This window comes from Kitasatospora sp. Xyl93, assembly GCF_055383135.1.
Map to the genome: position 1 here is coordinate 968429 of NZ_AP029185.1, position 23882 is coordinate 992310.

12 protein-coding genes are annotated in these 23882 nt (G+C 74.0%); 7 read left to right on the forward strand and 5 right to left on the reverse strand.

All coding sequences use genetic code 11. From position 1 onward, the window contains the following. Positions 1-5: 5 nt before the first annotated feature. Positions 6-686, reverse strand: a complete 681-nt coding sequence (locus ACZ5GH_RS04145) for a TetR/AcrR family transcriptional regulator (RefSeq protein ID WP_464333457.1) — start codon at positions 684-686, stop codon at positions 6-8. A gap of 99 nt (positions 687-785) precedes the next feature. Here ACZ5GH_RS04145 and ACZ5GH_RS04150 point away from each other — a divergent pair, with 99 nt between their 5' ends. From ACZ5GH_RS04150 to ACZ5GH_RS04180, 7 genes are all read left to right on the forward strand, one after another. Then, positions 786-1799 (forward strand): zinc-binding dehydrogenase, encoded by a 1014-nt coding sequence (locus ACZ5GH_RS04150; protein ID WP_387747222.1) that lies wholly within the window; start codon positions 786-788, stop codon positions 1797-1799. A gap of 81 nt (positions 1800-1880) precedes the next feature. After that, positions 1881-2477 carry a DUF1349 domain-containing protein gene (locus tag ACZ5GH_RS04155; protein ID WP_387747220.1) on the forward strand — a complete coding sequence of 199 codons (597 nt, stop codon included), beginning with the start codon at positions 1881-1883 and terminating at the stop codon, positions 2475-2477. A gap of 173 nt (positions 2478-2650) precedes the next feature. Continuing rightward, complete coding sequence (locus tag ACZ5GH_RS04160; RefSeq protein WP_464333458.1) at positions 2651-5467, forward strand: penicillin acylase family protein; 2817 nt, start codon at positions 2651-2653, stop codon at positions 5465-5467. 191 nt (positions 5468-5658) lie between these two features. Next, the gene (locus tag ACZ5GH_RS04165) at positions 5659-6213 is read left to right on the forward strand and encodes a YceI family protein (RefSeq protein WP_387748044.1); all 555 of its coding nucleotides are present in this window, start codon (positions 5659-5661) and stop codon (positions 6211-6213) included. Positions 6214-6287: 74 nt separating this feature from the next. Then, positions 6288-7184 (forward strand): IS982 family transposase, encoded by an 897-nt coding sequence (locus tag ACZ5GH_RS04170; protein ID WP_464333288.1) that lies wholly within the window; start codon positions 6288-6290, stop codon positions 7182-7184. A gap of 142 nt (positions 7185-7326) precedes the next feature. Then, a complete protein-coding gene (locus ACZ5GH_RS04175; protein ID WP_464333459.1) occupies positions 7327-8544 on the forward strand; it encodes a threonine synthase in 1218 nt (405 codons plus the stop codon). Between the two features lie 242 nt (positions 8545-8786). Next, on the forward strand, positions 8787-10121 hold the full coding sequence (locus ACZ5GH_RS04180; protein WP_464336793.1) for a hypothetical protein: 1335 nt from the start codon (positions 8787-8789) through the stop codon (positions 10119-10121). Between the two features lie 60 nt (positions 10122-10181). Here the strand turns inward: ACZ5GH_RS04180 and ACZ5GH_RS04185 are convergent, their stop codons facing one another. From ACZ5GH_RS04185 to ACZ5GH_RS04200, 4 genes are read right to left on the reverse strand one after another with little or no spacing between them, the layout of a single operon-like run. Then, complete coding sequence (locus ACZ5GH_RS04185; protein ID WP_464333460.1) at positions 10182-11237, reverse strand: zinc-binding dehydrogenase; 1056 nt, start codon at positions 11235-11237, stop codon at positions 10182-10184. Continuing rightward, positions 11234-12898 carry a phytoene desaturase family protein gene (locus tag ACZ5GH_RS04190; protein WP_387748041.1) on the reverse strand — a complete coding sequence of 555 codons (1665 nt, stop codon included), beginning with the start codon at positions 12896-12898 and terminating at the stop codon, positions 11234-11236. The genes ACZ5GH_RS04185 and ACZ5GH_RS04190 overlap by 4 nt, the downstream gene beginning before the upstream one ends. Positions 12899-12927: 29 nt before the next feature. Next, a complete protein-coding gene (locus ACZ5GH_RS04195; RefSeq protein WP_464333461.1) occupies positions 12928-14637 on the reverse strand; it encodes a phytoene desaturase family protein in 1710 nt (569 codons plus the stop codon). Continuing rightward, positions 14624-23869 (reverse strand): non-ribosomal peptide synthetase/type I polyketide synthase, encoded by a 9246-nt coding sequence (locus ACZ5GH_RS04200; RefSeq protein ID WP_464333462.1) that lies wholly within the window; start codon positions 23867-23869, stop codon positions 14624-14626. The genes ACZ5GH_RS04195 and ACZ5GH_RS04200 overlap by 14 nt, the downstream gene beginning before the upstream one ends. Between the last annotated feature and the right edge of the window lie 13 nt (positions 23870-23882).

Sequence of the window (23882 nt, forward strand, 5' to 3'; positions counted from 1 at the left end):
AGCCCTCAGCCCGCCGTGAGCGCGAGCCGGATCCAGCGCCCGGACTCCACGACCGCCACCCCCACGTCGAAGGCCTCCGGGGCGGCCGCGGCCTGCACCACCAGCCCCTTGAGCAGCCCGACGAAGGCCGGCGCGAAGGCCTCCGGGTCCACGCCGGGGTGCAGCTCCCCGTCCCGCTGACCCTGCCGGACCACCTCGGCCGCCCAGTTCCGGGTCCGGGCGTCCAGCTCCGCCACCGCCGCGGTCAGTTCCGAGGCCCCGGCGAGCGCCTCGGCCCCCAGCACCACGAACGCCCGGCCCAGGTCGGTCGGCTCGCGTACGCCCTCCAGGCAGCCGCGCGCGAACCCGCACAGCTCGTCCACCGCCCCCGCCCCGCTGCGCTCCGGCGCGGCCGCCGCCATCGCCTCGGCCAGCGCCGCCTCCTGCAGGCGTGCCAGCAGCGCCGCCTTCGACCCGAAGTAGTGGGTGGCCAGGCCCCGGCTGAAGCCCGCCTCCTCCCCCACCCTGGCGAGCGTGACCCCGGTGCTGCCGTGCTCGGCGATCAGCCGGGCGGCGGCCGCGATCAGCGCGGACTCGGCCCGGGCCCGCCGTTCGGCCTGGGTTCGGCGCGCCGGCGCCTCGCCGGGCCCCGCGGACTCCCCGGACTCCCCGGACCGGCCCGTGCGGTCCTCATCGTGCGTAGACATAAGACCATGCTACGGTGAACTTGCTTGTTGGATAACAAGTAACTTCCGGAGCGGCGAGCACTCCCCCGACCCGCCGCCCCCGCGAGAAGGGAAGTCCCGATGACCGCCACGATGCTCGCCGGCCGGCTCGACGTCGCGAAGGGCGCCTTCGCCGTGGAGGAGGTCCCCGTCCCGGCGCCCGGTCCGGGCGAGGTGCTGATCAAGGTGGAGGCCGCCGGCGTCTGCCTCTCCGACGTCCACCTGATCGAGGGCATGCTCAAGCCGCTGTTCCTCCAGGGCGGCAAGGTCACCCTCGGCCACGAGGTCGCGGGCACCGTGCACACCCTCGGCGAGGGCGTCACCACCGCGGCCGTCGGCGACCGGGTGCTGCTGCAGGCCGGCGAGACCCGCGACGGCGTCGTGCACACCCGGGGCGTGGACTACGACGGCGGCTGGGCCGAGTACGCGCTCGCCACCGCCACCACCCTGGTGCCGATCCCCGACGAACTCCCCTTCGAGCAGGCCTGCTTCATCCCCGACGCGGTCTCCACCCCCTGGGCCGCGATCACCGCCACCGGCGCCGTGCGCCCGGCCGAGGCGGTCGGCGTCTGGGGCGTCGGCGGCCTCGGCGCCCACGGCGTCCAGCTGCTGCGGACCGTCGGCGCCTTCCCGATCGTCGCCGTCGACCCGCTGCCGGCCGCCCGCGAGCGCGCCCTGGCCTTCGGCGCGGACGCCGCCCTCGACCCGGCCGACCCCCGGTTCGCCGAGCTGCTGCGCGAGGCCACCGGCGGCCGCCCGCTGTCCGTCGCCTTCGACTTCGCCGGCGTCGCCCCGGTGCGCGAGCAGGCCATGGCCACCCTCGGCGAGCACGGCCGCCTGGTACTGGTCGGCCTCACCGACAAGCCGCTGACCGTCACCAACGGCACCCTGGTCAGCTACCTGCGCCAGCAGATCCGCGGCCACTACGGCTCCGAGGGCCAGGACGTCATCGACCTGGTCAACCTGGTCCGCGGCGGCCGGCTCGACTTCGCCCGCTCGGTGAGCGGCACCTTCCCGCTGGCCGAGGCGGCCCGCGCGGTCGAGGCGCTGGAGCACAAGGAGGGCAACCCGATCCGCCTGGTGCTCAAGCCCTGACCGAGCCCCCACCCCCGTCGCCGGGGCGGGCCGGCCGATAGTCTTTCAGCAACTTCCGGCAAGCCGATGAAGGATGGGACCGTGCACCCGCCCCGCGACATCCCCTGGCACGAGGGCAGCTGGCTCAACGAACCCGAGGACGCCCGGACCGACGGCGCCGACCTCCTGGTCACCGCCCGCGGCCGCAGCGACTTCTGGCGCACCACCGGTTACGGCTTCGTCCGCGACGACGGGCACGCGCTGCTCGCCGGCTTCCCGCCGGGCAGCGCCACCGAGGTCACCTTCGTCGCGGACTTCGCCGCCCTCTACGACCAGGCCGGCCTGCTGGTCCGGGTCGACCCCACGACGTGGATCAAGGCCGGAGTGGAGATGAGCGACGGCGTCCCCCACCTCGGGGCGGTCGTCACCCACGGCGTCTCCGACTGGTCCCTCGCGCCGGTCCCCGACTGGCACGGCCGCCCGGTCACCGTGCGCGCGAGCCGCACCGGCGACGCCGTGACCGTTCGCGCCCGCTGCGCGGACGGCCCCTGGCGCCTGGTCCGCCTCGCGCCGCTCGCCCCCGAGGCGGCCGCCACCGCCGGCCCGTTCTGCTGCTCCCCCGAACGCGCCGGCCTCCAGGTCCGCTTCACCCGCTTCGCCCAGGGCGACGCCGACCCGGCGCTGCACCTGCCGGACTGAGCCCGGCGGGTGCGGCGCCGCCCCTCCCCGTCCTCCCGCTTCCCCGGAAGCGCCGCCCCACGAGCCCCAACTCCCGGCGCCCACAGCGAAAATGGCATGCACGCCACTAGCCAACCGGCCAGTAGCACCCCTACCGTCGACTCTTCCGTGAGACTTCGACGGAGGAGTCCGCCTTGCGTCCACGCCAACGCCCCCGCCCCCGCTCCCTCCGACTCCCGGCCGCCGCCCTCGCCTCGGCCCTGCTCGTCACCGCCGCCCTCACCACCACCCCCGCCGCCACCGCCGCACCCACCCCCGCGACGGCGGCCGCCGCCACCGACTACTGCGGCGGCCGCTGCGCCGACATCCTGCCGCCCGGCGAGAACGGCAACGCCACCCTCGCCGACATCCTGCTCAACCGGGCCTTCGGCACCCGCCCCGCGCACACCGACGACCAGCTCGGCCCCTACGCCGCCCTCGCCTCCGGCTACCCCGGCCTGACCGAGGCCAAGCTGCGCGACTTCTTCAACGACGCCTCCTTCGGCGTCCCCGCCGACCAGGTGGCCAGCACCACCAGCCCGCGCCCGGACGTCACCATCGTGCGCGACAAGGCCACCGGCGTCCCGCACATCACCGGCACCACCCGCTACGGCACCGAGTTCGGCGCGGGCTACGCCGCCGCCCAGGACCGGCTCTGGGTGATGGACCTCTTCCGCCACGTCGGCCGCGGCCAGCTGTCCGGCTTCGCGGGCGGCGCCGCCGCCAACCGCCAGCTGGAGCAGACCTTCTGGCAGGCCGCGCCGTACACCGAGGCGGAGCTGCAGCAGCAGATCGACGCCATCGCCGCCCGCGGCGGCCGGGCCACCCAGGCCCTCGCCGACGCGACCGCCTACCTCGACGGCGTCAACAAGTACGCCAAGGAGTCGTACGACGCCCGCACCTTCCCCGGCGAGTACGACCTCACCGGGCACATCGACCCGATCACCAACGCCGGCTCGATCGAGCCGTTCAAGCTGACCGACCTGGTCGCCCTCGCCTCCGTGGTCGGCGCCCTGTTCGGCTCCGGCGGCGGCGGTGAACTCGCCTCCGCCCAGGTCAAGTCGGCCGCCGAGGCCCGGTACGGCAAGGACACCGGGGACGCGGTCTGGAAGTCGCTGCGCGAGGCGGACGACCCGGAGGCCGTCCAGACCCTGCACGACGGCCAGAGCTTCCCGTACGCGACCGTCCCGGACCACCCGCAGGGCGCGGCGCTGCCCGACCCGGGCTCGGTGGTGCCCGAGCGGGTGGTCTACGACGCCACCGGCTCGGCCGGCTCCGCCACCACCGCGGCGAACGGCGTCCTGCCCGGCAACCTGCTGACCGCCAAGCACGGCATGTCCAACGCCCTGCTGGTCTCCGGCGCGCACACCGACGACGGGCACCCGGTGGCCGTGTTCGGCCCGCAGACCGGCTACTTCGCCCCGCAGCTGCTGATGCTGGAGGAGATCCAGGGCCCCGGCATCAGCGCACGCGGCGCCGCCTTCGCCGGCCTGAGCTTCTACGTGCAGCTCGGCCGCGGCCAGGACTACGCCTGGAGCGCCACCTCCGCCGGACAGGACATCACCGACACCTACGCCGTCCCGCTCTGCACCACCGACGGCTCCCCCGTCACCACCGCCGCCGACTCCTACCTCTGGCACGGCCAGTGCCTGCCCTTCGACCGGCTGGAACGCAGGAACGCGTGGAAGCCGACCACCGCCGACTCCACCCCGGCCGGCTCCTACACCCTGGTGATGAACCGCTCCCGGTACGGCCTGGTGACCGCCCGCGGCACGGTCGGCGGCGCACCCGTCGCCTTCACCTCGCTGCGCTCCACCTACCGGCACGAGGCCGACTCCATCATCGGTTTCCAGGAGCTGAACGACCCGGGCGCGGTGCGCGACGCGGCGGGCTTCCAGCAGGCCGCGCAGGACATCAACTACACCTTCAACTGGTTCTACGCCGACTCGCGCGACATCGCGTACTACAACTCCGGCAGCAACCCGGTCCGCGCCCCCGGCGTGGACCCGGGCCTGCCCGTCCACGCCCGACCCGCCTACGAGTGGGTCGACTTCGACCCCGTCGCCAACACCGCCCGGTACACCCCGGCGGCCGAGCACCCGCAGTCCGTCAACCAGGACTACTACATCTCCTGGAACAACAAGCAGGCGGACGGCTACACCTCGGCCGGCTTCGGCAACGGCTCGGTGCACCGCGGCAACCTGCTGGACGACCGGGTCAGGTCCCTGCTGCGCAACGGCGGCAAGGCCGGCCGGGTCTCGCTCACCCAGGCCATGGAGAGCGCCGCCCTCGCCGACCTGCGGGCCGAGGACGTGCTGCCCGACCTGATCCGCGTGCTGCGCGGCGCCCCCGTCACCGACCAGGCCGCCCTCACCGCCCTGCAGCAGCTGGAGGCCTGGCTCGCCGCCGGCGCCCTGCGGAAGGAGACTTCACCGGGCAGCCACGGCTACGCGGACGCCACCGCGATCCGGGTGATGGACGCCTGGTGGCCGCTGGTCGCCGACGGCGTCATGCGGCCGGGCCTCGGCGACCCGCTGTTCGGCGCGCTGACCGGCGCCCTGCAGATCAACGAGTCCCCCTCCGGCGGCCAGACCGGCGCCGCCTCCGGCCCGGTGAGCGCCAACGAGGCCATCCCGCACAAGGGCTCGGCCTTCCAGTACGGCTGGTGGAGCTACCTGGACAAGGACCTGCGCGCCGTCCTCGGCGACCAGGTGGCCGGCCCGCTGGCCCGGCCGTTCTGCGGCGGCGGCGACCTCGCGGCCTGCCGGACCGTCCTGCTGGACACCCTGAAGCAGGCCGCCGCCCGGACTCCGGCCCAGGTCTACCCGGGCGACGCGGACTGCGCGGCCGGCGACCAGTGGTGCGCCGACACGATCATCCAGCGCCCGCTGGGCGGCGTGACGGACGCCAAGACCACCTGGCAGAACCGCCCGACCTACCAGCAGGTGGTGCAGTTCCCCGGCCACCGCTGAACCCGGGCGCCGCAGAACCCGGCCACCGCTGAACCGGCGCGGCCGGTGCCCCCGACGCGGGGCACCGGCCACCGGTCATCCGGGCCCCCGCATAACGCGCGGCCCCGGGGAGCTGCCCCTAGCGTGGTCCGGGGACCGCCCGACCACCCCCGGGCCGAGACCCGGGACCCGCACCAGGAGGCATGCCGACCATGACCGCCAACCTCTCCGAGCTCACCGGCGACTACGTCCTCGATCCCACCCACACCCGGATCGGCTTCGTCGCCCGCCACGCCATGGTGACCAAGGTCCGCGGCGCGTTCCACGAGTTCGAGGGCACCGCCCACCTGGACGGCGGCGACCCGTCCCGCTCCTCCGGCCAGGTGGTGATCAAGACCGAGAGCATCGACACCGGCGTGGAGCAGCGCGACCAGCACCTGCGCACCAACGACTTCCTGGACGCGCCGAACTTCCCCGACATCACCTTCCGCTCCACCGCGGTCGAGGTGCGCTCGGAGTCCGAGTACCGGGTGACCGGCGACCTCACCATCAAGGACACCACCCGCCCGGTCACCATCGACTTCGAGTACACCGGCAACGCCGTCGACCCGTACGGCAACCTCCGGGTGGGCCTGGAGGGCTCGGTCACCATCAGCCGCAAGGAGTACGGCGTCACCTGGAACGCTGCCCTGGAGGGCGGCGGCGTCCTGGTCGGTGACAAGGTCGTCCTGGAGTTCGACATCTCGGCGATCCGCCAGGGCGGCTAGACGAGTAGTTCCGAAGTGGGCTGGGTTTGCCGGTTCTGCTCCGGGCATGCAGGAAGGGTGTCCAGCATCGGGTTGTGACGACCGAAGAGCTGGACACCCTCCTGACGGCACTCTACGTGCAGATCGATGATCACCTGCCCCGAACGCGGTGGTTGGGCCGCCCGCCGTTGCTGACGGACTCCGAACTGGTCTGCCTGGCCGTGGCCCAGGTGCTGCTCGGCTTCCACTCAGAGGCCCGCTGGATCCGCTTCGCCCAGGCCCATCTGCGCGGCATGTTCCCGAACCTGCCCGGCAGGCCCGGCTACAACAAGCGCCTGCGCGCGGCACGGCCGCTGCTCCAGCAGGCCGTGCGCGACCTGGCCCGGGCGACCGACCTGTGGGGCGACCCGGTGTGGATCACCGACTCGACGCCCGTGGAGTGCGGCCGCTCCCGCGACACCGTCCGCCGCTCGGCGCTGGCCGGCTGGGCCGGCTACGGCTACAGCCGCTCCCACTCGCGCTGGTTCTGGGGCCTGAAGCTGCACCTGGTGTGCACCCCGGCCGGCCTGCCCGTCACCTGGGCCCTCGCCAACCCCAAGGTCGACGAGCGCGAGGTCCTGGCCGCGCTCGTCGAGACCGAGCCCGGTCTCGTGCGCGAGCGGCCCGGCCTGCTGATCCTCGCCGACAAGGGCTACGTCTCCGCCGAACTCGACCGCTTCCTCGACCAGTACGGCATCCAGCTGCTGCGACCGTCGTACCGCAACCTCGCCCCTCGCCCGGGCGAGGGACTGCTGAAGTCGGTCCGCCAGCTCATCGAGTCCGTCAACGACACGCTCAAAGGCCAACTCGGACTCGAACAACACGGCGGCCGCACCATCGAAGGCGTCGGCGCCCGGGTCGGCCAGCGGCTGCTGGCGATGACCTGCGCGATCTGGCACAACCGGACCACCGGCCAACCCGTCACCCGCTCACTGATCGCCTACGACCACTGACCGACTTCGGAACTACTCGTCTAGCACTCCGGACCGGTTCCGACCGCCCGCAGCGGCCGGAACCGGTCCGCCACGAACGGGTTCCCGCCGCGGCCCCGCCAACCGCCGGACCGCGCGGCGTCCGCCCGGCTAGTCTCCTGGCATGCCAACAGAAGACTCCCTCGCGACCGGCCAGCGCTCCCTCGGCGACCCCGCCCTCGACTACCCGCTCCGGCCCGCGCTCACCGCCGGCTGCCCGCGCACCAGCACCGAGGACGTCTCCTACCCCGTCGAGGTCGACTACGCCTACGACAAGGTCGACGTGGCGGCCCTGTTCGCCCCCGCCCCGGTGCGCGGCGGCCTGGAGCGCTGGGCCCCGCTGCTGCCGCCGCTGCTCGCCCCGGGCCTGGGCGAGGGCGCCACCGCGATGGTGGAGATCGAGCCCGGGGTGTACGTGAAGGACGAGTCCCGCAACCCCACCTGGAGCCACAAAGACCGGCTGAACCGCTGCACCACCAGCGCCGCCGTGGCCGCCGGCGCGCCGGGCCTCGCGGTCGCCTCCTCCGGCAACCACGGCGCCTCGGCCGCCGCCTACGCCGCCCGCGCCGGACTGCCCTGCGTGGTGTTCACCGGCCCGGACGTGCCGCCGAACGTCGACTCCTTCCTCAACGCCTACGGCGCGGTGGTGCTCCCGGTGCCGTGGGAGGCCCGCTGGCCGCTGCTGCGCCTGGCGGTCGACCGGCTGGGCCTGCACCCGGTCAGCAACCTGACCACCACCCACACCGGCCACGCGTACGGCCCCGAGGGCTACAAGACCGTCGCGTACGAGATCTTCCAGGACGTCGGCCTGCCGAGTGCGGTGTTCGTCCCGACCGGCTACGGCGAGCTGCTGTTCGGCGTCTGGAAGGGCTTCACCGAGCTGCGGCGGCTGGGCCTGACCGACCGGGTGCCGCGCATCCACTCCTGCGAGACGGCCACCTCCGGGCCGCTCGCCCGGGCGATCGCCGAGGGCCTGCCGGCCGCCCACGTGACGGTCGGCCCGAGCGACGCCTACTCGATCGGCTCCCAGGTGAGCGGCTACCGGGGCGTGCTCGCGGTCCGGGAGAGCGGCGGCCGGGCGCTGACCCTGGACGACGGCCAACTCGCCGCCGCCCAGGGCGAGCTGGCCCGCGCCGGGCTCTGGACGGAACTGTCCGCGGCGGCCGGCCTGGCCGGGCTGCGCAGCCTCGGCGAACCGGACCTCTCGGACGGCCCGGTGGTCTGCGTGTCGACCTCCAGCGGGTTCAAGGACAAGGGCGTCGGCACCCTCCGGACCGAGCCGGTCGCCGCCGACTGGGACGCCGTCGAGCTCAGGCTGCGGGCAGCCGGCATCACGGGCTGAGCCGCGCTCGTCGACCCGCGCTCCCGGGGCGGCCGACCCGCGGCCGGCGGCCCCGGCCGGCGCCCGGCCGCGAGGCCCGCTGTTCGCCCGCCCGTCCATGCCCGTAAGGTCGCCGTAGGGTCGGTGTTCGCCGAGCGCCACCAGGCTTGCACCCTCCGCCAACTGCCCCCACAAGCCGAAGGGTTGCCACCGTGTCGCGTTCCCTCCGCCGCCTGCTGCCGCTCGCCGTCGCCGTCGCGGCGGTGCCCGTGCTCGCCCTGCCCGCCGTCCCGGCCGGCGCGGTCACCTACGGCACCCCGACGATCACCTTCTCGGCCGGGTACCTGTCCGGCGCGGTCGGCGCCACCGGCGACCCGACCGTGACGGTGACGGTCGCCCAGTCCGGCGCCTCCGCCTCCGCGCTGACCGTCGCCGCCTCCGCCACCACCCGCAGCGCCGTCGCCCGCACCGGCGACGTCACGGTCACCGGCAGCGGCGGCACCCGCACCCTGGCGGTCGCCGCCCAGGGCGTCGGCTACGCCGACCTCACGATCAAGGTCACCGGCCTCGGCGGCAAGAGCGCCACCCGCACCCTGCACTACGCCGCCTCCCCCGCCGTCCAGTTCTCCGCCACCAGCCGCTACCTCACCGGCTCCAGCGACGCCTCGGCCGCCGTGGACGCGGGCGGCGGCTACATCGTGGTCGGCGACGACGAGTCCAACACGCTGCGCCTGTACGACCGCGACCGCTCCGGCGCACCGGTCCGCAGCTGGGACTTCAGCTCGGCCCTCGGCGTCTCCAAGGAGATCGACATCGAGGGCGCCACCCGGGTCGGCGACGTCATCTACTGGACGGGCTCGCTCGGCAACAACAAGGACGGCGTGATCAAGCCGGACCGGCACACCGTCTTCGCCACCACCGTCACCGGCTCCGGCGCCGACACCCAGCTGTCCCTGGCCGGCTCGTTCGACGGCCTGCGCGACGACCTGATCGCCTGGGACGACGCCCACGGCAAGCGCTACGGCTTCGCGGCCGGCGCCGCCGACGGCCAGGCGCCCAAGCAGGTCGACGGGTTCAACGTGGAGGGCCTGGAGTTCGCCCCCGGCAGCACCAGCACCGCCTACGTCGGCTTCCGCGCGCCGCTCACCCCGGCGGTCACCGGCGGCCGGGCGCTGCTCGTCCCGGTCACCAACCTCCCGTCGCTGCTGACCGGTTCGGCCGCGCACGCCGCCTTCGGCGACCCGATCGAGCTGGACCTCGGCGGGCTGTCCGTGCGGGACATCCGCCGCAACGACCTCGGCCAGTACCTGATCGTGGCCGGGTCCTGGTCCGCCGAGGACAACTCCGCCCCGTACGCGCTCTACCGCTGGGACGGGCGGCCCGGCAGCCGGCCGACCAAGCTGACCGACCTGCCGACCAGGGACTACGGCGCCTGGGAGGCCGTCGTCGACGTCCCGGACCTGGACGCCCCCGGCGCCCGCGCCCAGCTGATCACCGACGACGGCTCCGCCGACCTCTACGGCGACGCCACCGCCGCCAAGGACCTCACCCACCCGGAGTGGAAGAAGTCCCGCAGCACCTGGTTCACGCTGAACTAGCCTTCCGGCGGGGGACCTTCGGCGCGCCCGCCGAAGATCCCCCGCCGCGGCCCCGCCCGCTCAGAGCTCGACCAGCACCTTGCCGCTGCTGGCCGCACGGTCCAGGTAGAGGCCGCGGTAGGCGGCCGGGATGCTGTCGAACCCCTGGTGCACGGTCTGCCGGTACGTCAGCCGCCCGCTGCGGACCAGCGGCCCGATGTCCCGCCGCAGCGCGGCCCAGTTCTCCTCGGTGAACCACTCCAGCGAGAAGATCCCGCGGATCGTGGTGCGCGGGAACATGATCATCGGCAGCAGGCGCGGCCCCGTCCAGTCCCCGCCGACCTGGCTCGCCCACTGCCAGCAGACCGCCACCCGGCTCTCCACCGCCAGCATCCCGAAGACCACGTCGGTCAGCGCCCCGCCGAGGCTGTCGAAGTAGCGGTCGACGCCCTCCGGGGCGAGTTCGGCCAGCTCCTTCTCCACCGACTCCGCCGGGTCGCCGTCGCGGTACAGCAGCACCTCGTCGTAGCCCAGCTCCCGCAGCCACCCGGTCTTCTCCGGCGTCGCCGTGGTGCCGATCACCCGGGCGCCCCGCAGCTTGGCCAGCTGCCCGACCAGCGACCCGACCGCCCCCGAGGCACCGCTGACCAGCACCGTCGAGCCGGGCCGGATGTCCAGGAACTTCTCGACCGTCCCCCAGGCCGTCATCCCGGGCCCGCCCAGGATGCCGAGCGCGGTGGACAGCGGCAGGGCCTCGTCGTAGTCCGCCGGGTCCAGTCGGCGGAGGGCCGGGAACACCATCGGGAAGGTCCCGGTCCGCCACAGCCGGGGCTCGCCGTTGCTGACCAGGTGGCTGCGCCAGCCGGTGAAGCCCTGCACCAGGTCGCCGACCGCGAACCGCGCGGCCGGCCCGGCCTCCAGCACCTCCATGATCGAGTCCGCGCCCATGCAGTCGCCGATCGGGGTGTCCAGCGCGATGCCCTGGAGGTACGGGTCGACGGAGACGTACCGGGTGCGCAGCAGCATCTCGTCCGGGGCGAGCCGGACGTCCAGGTCCTCCACGACCTTCCGGTACATCCGCTCGACGTCCGGCACGCCGTCCACGTGCTCCTGGACGACCCACTTCTCGATCCTCACGACGTGACTCCAAACTGCCGGACGGCGGGGCCGACCGGTTCGATGAGCAGGGTGGGCGGCGGGGCGCTGTCGTCCACCTCGGCGGTGAAGGGCCTGCCGTCGTCCCGGCAGATGAACTGGACGACGTGCCGGCCGGCCGCCGCCGCCCGGATCAGACCGCCGGTGGTCGCCCACACGCCGGAGAGGTAGAAGTTCGCCAGGCCGGGCAGGCCCGGGCCGTTGCGCTTGACCTCCTCCTCCAGGGTCTCGCCGCTCTCCACGAAGGGCTGCCAGCCCAGCACCGTCCCGTTGTAGTTGCCGGTGTACCGGACCTGGGTGAGCGGGGTGGAGACGTCCTTGACCGACACCGCCTCCCGCAGCCCGGGGTGGTGGCCGTCCAGGAACTCGACGATGGTGTCCCGCACCCGGCGCTTCTCCCGCTGGTACTCCCGCCCCCGGCCGACCGGCAGGGTGTGCAGCTCCTCGCCGCGCCGCACCCGGGGCTCCTGCTCCGGCCCGGTGCTCAGCTCCCGCCACGGCTCGATGTCGCAGAAGTAGCTGGCGTACACCACGGTGGTGCCGGCGGGCGACAGTTCCGGGTAGTGGCGGCTGCGGAACTGGACGTTGATGCTCGGGTGCCGGATGCCGGTGAGCCGCTCGGCGACCTCGTCCTCCAGCAGGTAGGTGGTGCACGGGTCCCCGGCCGGGAAGGGCCGGCGCAGGCCGAGGAAGACGGTCACGTAGCCGGGGAAGACCATGCCCGGCTCGGTGATGGTCTGGGTGTACAGCCTGCGGTAGGTGTCGCTCAGGTAGCGGCCCTTGAGCAGGTCCATCATGGTGGTCCGGCCGTCGCAGGCGGCCACCACGATGTCGGCCCGCACCTCCTGGCCGTCGCTCAGCCGCACCCCCACCGCCCGGTCGTCCTCGATCAGGACCTCGGTCACCTTGGTGTTGTACGAGATCTCGCCGCCCAGTCGCAGGTAGCGCTGCTCGACCGAGTTGGCCAGCCCCAGCGACCCGCCCTCCGGCACTCCGGCCGACTGCCCGGCGTGGCAGGCGAGTTGGAAGTAGTTGGGCAGTACCGGGAAGTTGGGGTGCTTCTCGTACAGGATGAAGTTGAACGCCTCGCGCAGCAGCGGGCTCCGGAACTTCGCCGAGTAGTCGCTCATCAGCACCGTGATCGAGCGCCGGATCACGTTGAAGTACGGCAGGAAGGAGGCCAGCATCCGCATCCGCTCCCACCGGCCCATCAGCCCGACCGGCTTGAGGAAGGGGTAACGGGCCAGCGCCAGGCGGAACTTGCGCAGCCCGGCGCAGAACTGCCGGATCCGGCGGGCGTCCTCCGGCGCGAGCTCCAGCAGGTGGGCCTCCAGCCGGTCCGGGTCGGAGTAGAAGTAGACCGCCCGCCCGTCCCTGGTGCGCACCACGTTGAAGACGTCGAAGTTGCGCATCCGCTTGCCCTGCAGCGCGCCGAGTTCGAGCCAGATCTGGTGCATCTCGTTGCCCGGCCCGCTGCCCAGCAGCCAGCTGACGCAGCAGTCGAAGGTGAACTCGCCGCGGTCCCAGCCGGTGCAGCAGCCGCCGGGGATCTCGTGCATCTCCAGGATCCGGGTGCGGTAGCCGTTCATCTGCGCGAAGCAGCCGGTGGACAGCCCACCGAGCCCCCCGCCGATGATGACCATGCTCCGCCGGCCGCCGGTCGTCGTCCCGCTCACTCCGCCACTCCCACTTCCGCCACTCCCACATCCGGCTGCCCCACGGTGGCCCGGTCGAGTTGCGGCAGGCGGCCCCACTTCCCCGCGTGCCACGGCTCCCGGTTGTCGCTGGGCCAGGCCCGGAACGGCCGGCCGAGCTCCCGGCAGAGGTACTGCGCGGCGAACCGTCCGCTGGTGGCGGCCCGGATCAGCCCGCCGAGCGCGGTCCACTGGCCCGCCATGGAGAAGCCGCTCAGCCCGGGCAGCCGCATCCGGTCCCGGTTGACCAGCCGGTTGGCGGCGTCCTCCGCCTCGGAGAAGGCCTGCCAGGCGAGGATGCTGCCGTAGGTGTTGCCGGTGAACCGCTCGGTGGTCACCGGCGAGGCCACGTCCACGAGTTCGATCCGCCCGCCGAGCCCGGGATAGGTCCGCTCCAGGAACTCCCGGACGAACGCCGCGACTTCCTGCTTGCGCGCCCGGTAGGCCCGGCGGTCCTCGGTCCGCAGGTCCTTCCAGGAGCGGTAGTCGCTGAAGTAGGTGCAGTGCAGCACCGACTTGCCCGGCGGCGCGAAGCCGTCCGCGTAGGAGGAGCGCATCTGCACCACCAGGCTGCGCTGGAGCGAGCCGGGCAGCCGCGCGCCGTCCTCGGGCGCCAGCAGGTAGGTGGTGCTGTGCGGCTCGCCCGCGGGCAGCGGGCCGTCGATGCCGACGAAGGCGGACACCACGGCCGGGTACAGGTTGCCCGGCTTGTCGAGCAGTTCGCCGTACAGCTTCTCGGTGGCAGGGCTGGAGTAGCGGCCCTCCAGCAGCCGTTCGAGCACCGTCGGGCCGTCGCAGGCGGCCACCACGTGGTCGGCGTAGTGCCGTGAGCCGTCCCGGAGCTCCACCCCGATCGCGCGCCCGTCCTCGATCAGGACGCGCTCCACCCGGCAGCGGTAGCCGATCACCCCGCCGAGCGAGGTGTAGCGCTCCTCCACCGAGCGGGCCAGCCCGAGCGAACCGCCCTGCGGGAACCCGGCGTTGCCGTTGTGGGCGGCCGCCAGGGTGTACAGGTACGGCAGCAGCGGGAAGCCCGCGGGCTCCTGGAGGAACATGTTGGGGAACGCCCGCCGCAGCAGCGGGTCCTGGAAGCGCTCGGCGAAGCCGCTCATCGGGGTGGTCGCGGTGCGCCAGAACAGCCGGAACGCGGGCAGCACGGTGCGCAGGGTGCGCAGCCGTTCCGCCGGGGTGCGCAGCGGCGGCGGGGTGAGGTCCCAGGGCAGCTCGATCGCGGCGAAGCGGCGCAGGTCCCGGCAGAAGGCCCGGATCGGCTTGGCGTCGCCGGGTGCGAGGGCCAGCAGGTGGGCCTCCAGCCGGTCCGGGTCGCCGTAGAAGGTGACGGCCCGGCCGTGTTCGTCGACGACCCGGTTGAAGGTGTCGAAGCGGGTCACCGACTTGCCGTCCAGGGCGCCGAGTTCGCTCCAGACCTGGTGCGCCCCGGTGCCCTCGGCGGTGCCGATCAGCCAGTCGATGCAGTAGTCGAACAGGTAGCCGTGCCGGGACCACGCGGTGCAGCAGCCGCCGGGCAGCACGTGCTTCTCGAAGATCCGGGTCTCCAGGCCGCTCATCTGCGCGTAGCAGCCGGTGGCGAGGCCGGCCAGGCCGGCTCCGATCACGATGACCCGGGGCGGGCTGCCGGGGGCCCGCTCCCTGGTGGACCAGTCCGGTCCGCGGTCAGCCGCGGCCATCGGCGGTCCCTCCGGCCAGGATGGAGCCCGCCAGTTCGGCGTTGCGGGCCGCGAACTCCCCGTCGAGCATCTCGGCGTGGGCGCCGTGCCCGACGTACACCGCGGTGCCCGTGGTGGAGGCGCCGTGCCAGGAGCCGGGCTCGCCGGCCACGTGCACCGAGAGCCGGTCGGATTCGCAGACGACGTCCAACTGGGCCTTCACCGTGCCGGTGTTGGGCGTTCGGCTGCTGAACTCCAGGTAGTCCCTGGCCTGTTCGAGGGTCTCCTGGGCGACGATCCGTGAGCCGGTGTGGCGGTGCAGGTGCTCGTGGAGTTCGCGTTCGAAGACGGCCAGGTGCTCCTCGCCGAGGTCGAAGGCCTCGGTGACCCGGTAGGCGTCCACCAGCAGCACCGAGGCCACCTCTCGTCCGCGCCGTTCCAGCTCCTTGGCCACCTCGAAGGCGAGGTTGCCGCCGAGCGAGTAGCCGAGCAGGACGTACGGCCCGGCGGCGTGCAGTTCCTCGACCAGGTCCGCGTAGCGGGCGGTCTTGTCGTCGCCGGTCAGGTAGTTGAAGGAGGCGATCCGGTGCTCCGGGAGGTGCGCGGCGAGCTGCCGGTAGACCAGTCCGTGCCCGCCGGCCGGCGGGAAGCAGAACACCGTTCGGTCCTCGGGCGCCCCGGCGTTGAACCAGAGGTAGGGCTCGCCGCCGGCCACCTCGCCGGTGATGATCTGTTCGACGGTGCGGGCCATCCCGTGCAGGGTGGTGACCTTGAACAGCAGGCCGACCGGGATGCTGATGTTGAACTCGCTCTGGAGGTGGTGGATCAGCTCGATCAGCCGGATCGAGCTGCCGCCGAGTTCGAAGAAGTCGTGCTGGAGGCCGACCTGCTCCAGGCCGAGCAGGTTCCGCCAGTGCTCGGCGACCCTCGTCTCGTAGAGCGTGACGGGTGGTTCGTGCTGGGCCCCGGCGGTGTCGGCCTTCGGCTCGGGCAGCGCCGCGAGGTCCACCTTGCCGTTCGGGGTGAGCGGCAGGGCGGGCAGTTCGGTGAGGTAGGAGGGGATCATCACGGTGGGCAGGTGCTCGGCCAGGTGGCGGCGCAGTTCGCGGCGGTCCAGCGCGGTGCCCTCGGCGGGCACCACGTAGGCGGCGAGGACGGCCTCGCCCCGGGCGTCCTGCCGGACGGCCACGCAGGCCTGGGCGAGTTCCGGGCGGGCGGTGAGGTGGGCCTCGATCTCGCCCAGCTCGATCCGGTGGCCGCGGACCTTGACCTGGTTGTCGATCCGGCCGAGCAGGTGCAGGGTGCCGGCGGTGTCCCAGTGGCCGAGGTCGCCGGTGCGGTAGAGCCGCAGGGGCGTTCCGTCGAGCTCCAGGGTGACGAAGCGCCGGGCGGTCTGCTCCGGGTCGTTGGGGTAGCCGGCCGCGACGCCCGCGCCGCCGATCCACAGCTCGCCGGGCACGCCCGCCGGGACGGGCTCGCCGTAGGGGTCCAGGACGTACACCGCGCTGTTCGGGAACGGCCGTCCGATCGGCACCATCCGGCCGGGTTCCAGCCGGTCGGTCGCGCCCTCGTAGTAGGTGCTGTCGACGCTGGCCTCGGTGAGCCCGTAGGAGTTGACCAGCCGGGTCCGCGGGCCACACAGGGCGCGCACCCGCTGGTGTTCGGCGGCCTTCCAGGAGTCGGAGCCGACGATCAGCAGCCGCAGGAAGTCCAGCGTCAGGCCCTCCCGCTCGCAGTGCGCCAGCAGTGCGCGGGCCACCGCGGGCACGAACTCGCCGCCGTCCACGGCCTCCTCGCGCATCACCCGGTACAGCCGGGCGGTGTCGAAGAGCAGTTCCCGGTCGACCAGGACGAGGGTGCCGCCGGTGCTGAGCGCCCGGGCGAGGTCGCCGGAGAACACGTCGAAGGCGGTACCGGCCATCTGGAGGTGCACCCGCACCTCGGTGTCCAGCCGGTACTCGGCGCGCCAGCCGGCGGTGACGGCGGCCAGGTTGCGGTGGTCGACCCGGACCCCCTTCGGGCGGCCGGTGGAGCCCGAGGTGTGGATCACGTAGGCGGCCCGGTCCGGGTCGGCGGCGGGCAGCGCCGCGGCGCCGTCCGGCACCGGCCGGTCCAGCTCCTCCAGGGTGACCGGCCGGGCGGGCAGGTCGGCCACCAGCGGGCGCCGCTGGTCGACCACCACCAGCTCCGCTCCGGCGTCGGCCACCTGGTGGGCGAGCCGGTCGGCCGGGTGTCCGGGGTCGAGCGGCAGGTAGGCGGCGCCGGCCCGCCAGATCGCCAGCAGGGTGGTGATCAGCTCGGGCGACTTGTCCAGGCAGACCGCGACCACCGAGCCCTCGCCGACGCCGAGTTCGCGCAGGCGTACGGCGGCGCGCCGGGCCTGCCGGTCCAGCTCGCCGTAGGTCAGCCGGCGGACGGCGTCCCGGCCGGGCGCGACCACCGCGACGGCCTCCGGCCGCTCGGCGGCGGCCTTGGCGATCAGCTCCGGCACCGGGGTGCCGTGCTCGATCCGGTGCCCGGCGCCGCTGAAGCCGGTGAGGATCTCCCGCCGTTCGGCCTCGCCCAGCATCCGCAGCCGGCCGACCGGCTCGCTCTCGGCGGCGCGGGTCATGGCGTCCAGCAGGTTGCGGTAGTGGGCGGCCAGCCGCTGGACGGTGGCGGGCTCGAAGAGGTCGGAGTTGTACTTGAAGACGCAGTGGAAGCAGCCGTCCGAACGGTCCTCGTAGGCGGACAGCGTGAGGTCGAACTGTCCTTCCTCCTCGGGCAGTTCGATGTACTCCAGGCGGTAGCCGAAGCGCTCCACGGCGACCTTGTGGGTGAGCAGGATGAACATCGCCTGGAACACCGCGGAGCGGCTCGGGTCGTGCTGGAGCCCGAGCTGCTCGACCAGCAGCGGGAAGGGGTACTCCTGGTTGTCCAGCCCGCCGAGCACGCTCTCCCGCACCCGGGAGAGCAGTTCGGCGACGGTCGGCTCCCCGGCCAGGCTCACGTGCAGCGGCAGCGGGTTGACGAAGTAGCCGTAGACGGAGGCGAACTCCTCCTCGGTGCGGCCGGTGACCGGGCTGCCGACCACGATGTCCGGCTGCCCGGACCAGCGGTGCAGCAGCAGGTAGTAGGCGCTGAGCAGCACCATGAACGGGGTGGCGCCGTTGGCGCGGGCCAGCTCGTGGACCCTGGCGGTGAGGTCGGCGTCGAGCCGGAAGAACTCGGAGGCGCCGTTGTGGGTCTGCACGGCCGGGCGCGGCTTGTCGGTGGGCAGCGCCAGCACCGGCATCTCGACCGGCAGGTGGCCGCGCCAGTAGTCGAGCATCCGCCGGGCCTCGGGCCCGGCCAGGAAGCGGTTCTGGCGGTTGAGGAAGTCCAGGTAGCGGGCGGGCACCGGGGGCAGTTCCGGGGTGCGGCCCTGGCGCAGCGCCTCGTAGACCTCGAACAGCTCCTCGATGAAGGTGAAGGTGGAGATCGCGTCCGAGACGATGTGGTGGACGGCCTTCATCAGCACCCAGCAATCCGGGCCGCGCCGGAACAGCCGCAGCCGCACCAGCGGGTCCTCGGCCAGGTCGTACGGCCGCCGGTACTCGCGGACGATCAGGTCGTGGATCTCCTCCCACGGCCGGCCCTCGACGTCGAACAGCCCGGTGTCGGCCTCGGCGTCCTCCCGGATCCGCTGGACCGGCCGGCCCTCCTCGGCCGTGAAGGCGGCGCGCAGCTCGGGGTGCCGGGCGACGAGGAAGCGGAAGGCCCCGAACATCAGCTCCGGGTCGAGCTCGGCGCGGACCTCGACGGCGCCGCCGATGTTGTACGCGAAGCCGTCCGGGTGGAGCAGGCGCAGGAACCAGAGCGCCTGCTGGTTGTGGGTGAGCGGGAAGCGGGACTCGTCGGTGTACAGCTCCACCTCGGCCTCGGCCGGGCCGCCGTCGGCGGCGAGCCGCTCGGCCAGGCCCTCGGTGAGCAGGTCGACCAGGTCGCCGACGGTGCCGTTGCTGAGCAGGGCCACCACCGGGAGGGCGACGCCGAGTTCGCCGTGCACCCGGGCGCGCAGCTCCATCGCGAGCAGCGAGTCCAGGCCGTGTGCGCCGAGCCTGGTCTCCGCGTCGATCCGCTCGGCGCCGATCCGCAGCACGGCCGCGGCGGCGGCGGTGAACCGCTCGGTGACCAGCTCCCGGCGGGCCTGCGGGTCGGCGGCGCGGTAGGCGTCCAGGAAGCCGCCGGTCTCGGCCGGGGCCTGTTCGGCGGCGCTCGCCGCCAGGTCGGCGACCAGCGGCGGCGGCGCCGGGTACCAGGCGAGGAAGGTCGGCCAGTCGACCACGGTGGCGACCAGCAGCTGGGCGCGGTCCTGGCCGAGGACGCGCTCCAGGACGGCCGTTCCGGCGTCCGGCGGCAGCGAGCTCATGCCGCGGGCGTCGCGGTAGTGGGCGACCAGGCCCAGCTCCTCGATCATGCCGGTGGCCCAGGGGCCCCAGTCCAGGCTGAGCCCGGGCAGCCCCTCGGCCCGGCGGTGGTGGGCGAGGGCGTCCAGGAAGGCGTTGCCGGCCGCGTAGTTGGTCTGTCCGGCGGTGGTGAGCAGCGAGGCGACGGAGGCGAACAGCACGAAGTGGTCGAGCGGTTCGTCGCTCAGCAGCCGGTGCAGCAGGTGGGCGCCGATCACCTTGGGGGCGTAGCCGGCGTCGAAGGACGGGCGGTCCATCTGGGCCAGCAGGGTGTCCTTGACCTGCCCGGCGAGGTGGAACACGCCTCGGATCGGCGGGAGTTGGCGCTGCCGGTAGTCGGCGAGCCAGTCCGCGAGGGCGGTCTCGTCGGTGACGTCGACGGGGGCGAGCAGCGGTTCGGCGCCGAGCGCCTGGAGTTCGCGCAGGAAGGCGATCCGCTCACCGACGGGGCTGTCCGGGTCGGTGCCCGCCCACCGGGAGCGCTCGGGCAGGGCGGTGCGGCCGACCAGGATCAGCCGCCGGGCGCCGCGCCGGACGAGGGTGCGGCAGAGCAGCCGGCCGAGGGCACCGAAGGCCCCGGTGACCAGGTAGCTGCCGTCGGGGCGCAGGACCGGCGGCAGCGGGCGGGTGAGGCCCTCGGCCTGCCGCAGCCGACTGGTGAGCCGGCCGCCGGCCCGCAGGGCGATCTCCTGCTCGTCCCGGGCGGCGAGTTCGGCGAGCAGCGCCTCGGCCTGGTCGGCGGCCTCGACGGCCGGGTCGAGGTCGATCAGGGTGCCGTGCTGGGCGACGAGTTCCTGCTGCCAGAGCACCCGGCCGATGCCCCAGGCGGGGGCGCCGAGCGGTTCGACCCGGTCGCCGGGGGCGGCGGGCTGGGTGCCCCGGGTGACGATGTGCAGCCGGCCGTCCGGGCGGGCGGCGGACAGGGCCGGGGCAAGGGTGATCAGGGAGTAGGCGCCGAGCGTGGCCAGCGGGCCGAGCCGGTCGGCGGAGGTGGCGGCCAGCGCGGGCTGGTCGAGGTTCCAGAGGTGGACGACGGTGGCGAACCCTCTGTCCAGGTCCGCGAAGAGCCGCTGGAGGTCCTCGGCGGAGTCGGGCCGGACGGTCGAGCGCCCCTCGTCGTGCCGGTACCCGGTGCCGGGCCGGACCAGGTGGCAGCGGGCGCCGCGCCCGGCGGCCAGTGCGGCCAGCCGCTCGGCGAGGCCGCCCTCGTCGGCGAACAGCAGCAGGTCGCCGGGGTCCTCGTCGGCGGCCGGTCCGGCGGCGGCCACCCAGGCGACCTCGGTGAGCCAGCCGTCGATGGTGGCGAGCCCGACGGAGGCGGGGGCCTGGGCGACGTCGGCGACCCGGAAGCCGGTGACCCTGCCGACCGGGGTGCCGTCCTCGGCGTAGAGCGCGAGGTCGCCGACGAGCTCCTCGCCGGTGTCCCGGGTGACGGTGGCGTGCACCCACAGCGGGCGGTCGCCGGTCCCGTCGAGCCGGACCTCCTCGATCGAGACGGGGAGCCGGACGCTGCCGCCCTCGGGCGCCTCCAGCTGGGTGGTGAGCAGGGTCTGGAAGCAGCCGTCCAGCAGCACCGGGTGCAGGTGGTGGTCGGCCGCGTCCGGGCCGAGCTGCGCGGTCGGCCGGACCAGGGCCAGCGCCTCGCCGGGGCCGGCCCACACCTCGGCGATGGTCTGGAAGGCGGGCCCGTAGTCGTAGCCGCGCGCGGCCAGTCGCCGGTAGCAGTCCGGGCCGTCCAGGTGCCGTCCGCGGGCGCGCAGGGCGTCGATGTCCGGCGCGGGCCCGTAGGAGCGGCGCTGGCCGGTGCGGACCCGGCCGCCGGCGTGCACGGTCGGTTCGCCGCCGGCGGGGGTGGAGGCGACGGTGAAGCGGGCGTCCTCGGGCGAGTAGCCGAGCTGGACGGGAACAGGCTCGGTCTCGGAGAGGAACAGCGCCCGGTTGAGTTCGACCTCGGCCAGCGTGACCTCGGTGCCGCCGGTCAGGGTGCGGACGGCCTGGGCGGCCATCTCCAGGTACCCGGCGGCCGGGAAGACCACCTGGCCCTCGATCCGGTGGTCGGTGAGGTAGGGCAGCCGCTCGGGGTCGAGCGTGCCGGTCCAGCCGGGCTGGGCGGCGGCGGTGCGGCGGCCGAGCAGCGGGTGGTCGAGCCGGCCGAGCCGGACCTGCGCGACCGGCGCGGGCTCCACCCAGTACCGGTCGCGCCGCCAGGGGTAGCGGGGCAGCGGCACCGGGCGGCCGCCCGGGTGCAGCGCGTTCCAGCTCAACTCGACTCCGAGGGTGTGCAGTTCGGCGAGGCTGCGGGCGAAGCGCTCGGGCTCGTCCTGCTGCCGGCGGATCGACGGCAGGGTGTGCGCCTGCTCGGCGCACTCGCGGATCGCGTGGCCGAGCACCGGGTGCGGGCCGAGCTCCAGGAACAGCCCGTGGCCGTCCTCGGCCATCCGCTCGACGGCGGCCCGGAAGCGGACCGGGTTGCGGACGTTCTGCCACCAGTACTCGCCGTCCAGCTCCGGCCCGCGGGCGAGGCCCTCGCGGGCGGTCAGGTACAGCGGCAGCCGCGCCTCCTGCGGCTTGATGGCGGCGAGCGCGGCCACCAGCTCGTCCCGGATCGGGTCCATCCGCACGCTGTGGTATGGGACTTCGACGTCCAGCAGACGGGCGAAGACGCCCTGTCCGCGCAGTTCCTCGGCCAGTTCGGCCAGCGCCTCGGCGTCCCCGGCCAGGGTCACCGCGGAGGGGCTGTTGACCGCGCCGAGCGAGACCAGCGAGCGGTACGGGCGGATCCGGCGCTCGGCCTCGGCCTCCGGCAGGCCGACCGCGAGCATGGTGCCGGTACCGGCCAGGCGCTGCTGGAGCCGGCTGCGGGCGAGCACCACCCGGACGGCGTCGGCCAGGTCGTACACCCCGGCCTCGTGGAAGGCGGCGACCTCGCCGGTGCTGTGGCCGACCACCGCGTCGGGGCGCAGGCCGTGGCTCCGCCAGAGCGCCGAAAGCCCTACCTGGACGGCGAAGTTGGCGGGCTGGGCCAGCCAGGTCTCGGCCATCCGGGAGTCCGCTTCGGGGCGGCCCAGCTCGGTCAGCAGCGACCAGTCGGCCTGGGCGCGGATCTCCCGGTCGACGGCCTGCACGGCCTCCCGGTAGACCGGCTCGTGCTCGTACAGCCCCCGGCCCATCCCCCACCACTGCGGGCCCATGCCGGTGAACACCCAGGCCAGTCGGCGCTGCCGGCGCTCCCGGGCGCGGCCCTGGACCACCCGGGGGTGCTCCTCGCCGCGCTCGTACGCGGCCAGCGCCTCGGCCAGGTCCTCCCGGGTGGAGTAGACCACCCCGAGCCGCTCGGGCAGGTGCTGGCGGCGGTGCGCCAGGGTGTGGCCGAGGTCGGCCAGGGACACCCCGTCGGCGAGCTCCTGCCGTACGGCGGCGGCCAGTTCGGGCAGTCCGGCGGTGTCCTTGGTGCTCAGCGGCAGCACCGTGCGGGCCGGTTCGGCGGCCGGTACGGCGGGCGCGGGCCGCGGCGGCTCCTCCAGCAGGACGTGGGCGTTGGTGCCGCCGAAGCCGAAGGAGTTGACGCCGGCGCGGGCCGGGCCCCGGTGTTCGGGCCAGTCCACCGGGGCGGTCGGGATCTCGAACGGCAGCGCGTCCAGGTCGATGCCGGGGTTGGGCTGCTCCAGGTTGAGGTGCGGCGGGATGCGGCGGTGCTTGATCGCGAGCGCGGTCTTGATCAGTCCGGCGACGCCGGCCGCCGCCTCGGTGTGCCCGATGTTGGTCTTGACCGAGCCGACGTAGCAGCGCTCCCCGGCGCGGCGGCCGATGCCGAGCACCCGGCCCAGGGCGGCGGCCTCGATCGGGTCGCCGACCGGGGTGGAGGTGCCGTGCGCCTCGACGTACTGGAGGCTGCCGGGCCGCACCCCGGCCTCGGCGCACACCCGCTCGATCAGGGTGACCTGGGCGTCCGCGCTGGGGACGGTGATGCCGTTGGTGCGGCCGTCCTGGTTGACGCCGGTGCCGAGGATGACGGCGTGCACCGGGTCCCCGTCGCGCAGCGCGTCGGAAAGCCGCTTGAGCACGACCACGCCGACGCCCTCGGCCCGGACGTAGCCGTCGGCGGAGGCGTCGAAGGCGCGCGAGCGGCCGTCCGCGGAGAGGAAGCCGCCCTTCGTCTCGGCGATCGTGTACTGCGGCGCCATGTGCAGCAGGGCGCCGCCGGCCAGGGCGAGTTCGGTCTCGCCGCGGAGCAGGCTCTGGCAGGCGAGGTGGACCGCGACCAGCGAGGAGCTGCACGCGGTGTCGATCGAGACGCTGGGCCCGCGGAAGTCGAAGCAGTGCGAGATCCGGTTGGACACCATCGTCATCATGGTGCCGGTGGCGGTGTGCGCCGCGATGGTGGCGAAGTCGAGGTCGGCGAACTGGAGGATCTTCCAGTCCAGGGTGAAGGCGCCCATGTAGACGCCGACCTCCCGGCCGGCCAGTTCGCCGGGGCGCAGGCCGCCGTCCTCCAGGGCCTCCCAGCTGACCTCCAGGAGCTTGCGCTGCTGCGGGTCCATGTGTTCGGCCTCGCGCGGGCTGATCCCGAAGAAGTCCGGGTCGAAGGTGTCGAAGCCGTCGATGTAGCCGCCCCGGCCGCCGATCAGCCGCCCCGGCTTGGCCCGGTCCCTGCTGCCCAGGGTGCCGGTGTCGTAGCGGTCGGCGGGCGTCTCGGTGAGACAGTCCCGGCCCTCGATCAGGTTGCGCCAGTAGGAGCGGTGGTCGTTGGCGTGTCCCGGCAGGCGGCAGCCGATACCGGTGATCGCGATGCGCTCGCGGGGCACGGCGAAGGGCGAGGAGGTCATGATCCATTCCGAG

Bases quoted from the DNA above. Each gene is read 5' to 3' on its own strand.
- ACZ5GH_RS04145 (WP_464333457.1), bottom strand. From the start codon at position 686: ATGTCTACGCACGATGAGGACCGCACGGGCCGGTCCGGGGAGTCCGGG.
- ACZ5GH_RS04150 (WP_387747222.1), top strand. From the start codon at position 786: ATGACCGCCACGATGCTCGCCGGCCGGCTCGACGTCGCGAAGGGCGCC.
- ACZ5GH_RS04165 (WP_387748044.1), top strand. From the start codon at position 5,659: ATGACCGCCAACCTCTCCGAGCTCACCGGCGACTACGTCCTCGATCCC.
- ACZ5GH_RS04175 (WP_464333459.1), top strand. From the start codon at position 7,327: ATGCCAACAGAAGACTCCCTCGCGACCGGCCAGCGCTCCCTCGGCGAC.
- ACZ5GH_RS04190 (WP_387748041.1), bottom strand. From the start codon at position 12,898: ATGGTCATCATCGGCGGGGGGCTCGGTGGGCTGTCCACCGGCTGCTTC.
- ACZ5GH_RS04195 (WP_464333461.1), bottom strand. From the start codon at position 14,637: ATGGCCGCGGCTGACCGCGGACCGGACTGGTCCACCAGGGAGCGGGCC.
- ACZ5GH_RS04200 (WP_464333462.1), bottom strand. From the start codon at position 23,869: ATGACCTCCTCGCCCTTCGCCGTGCCCCGCGAGCGCATCGCGATCACC.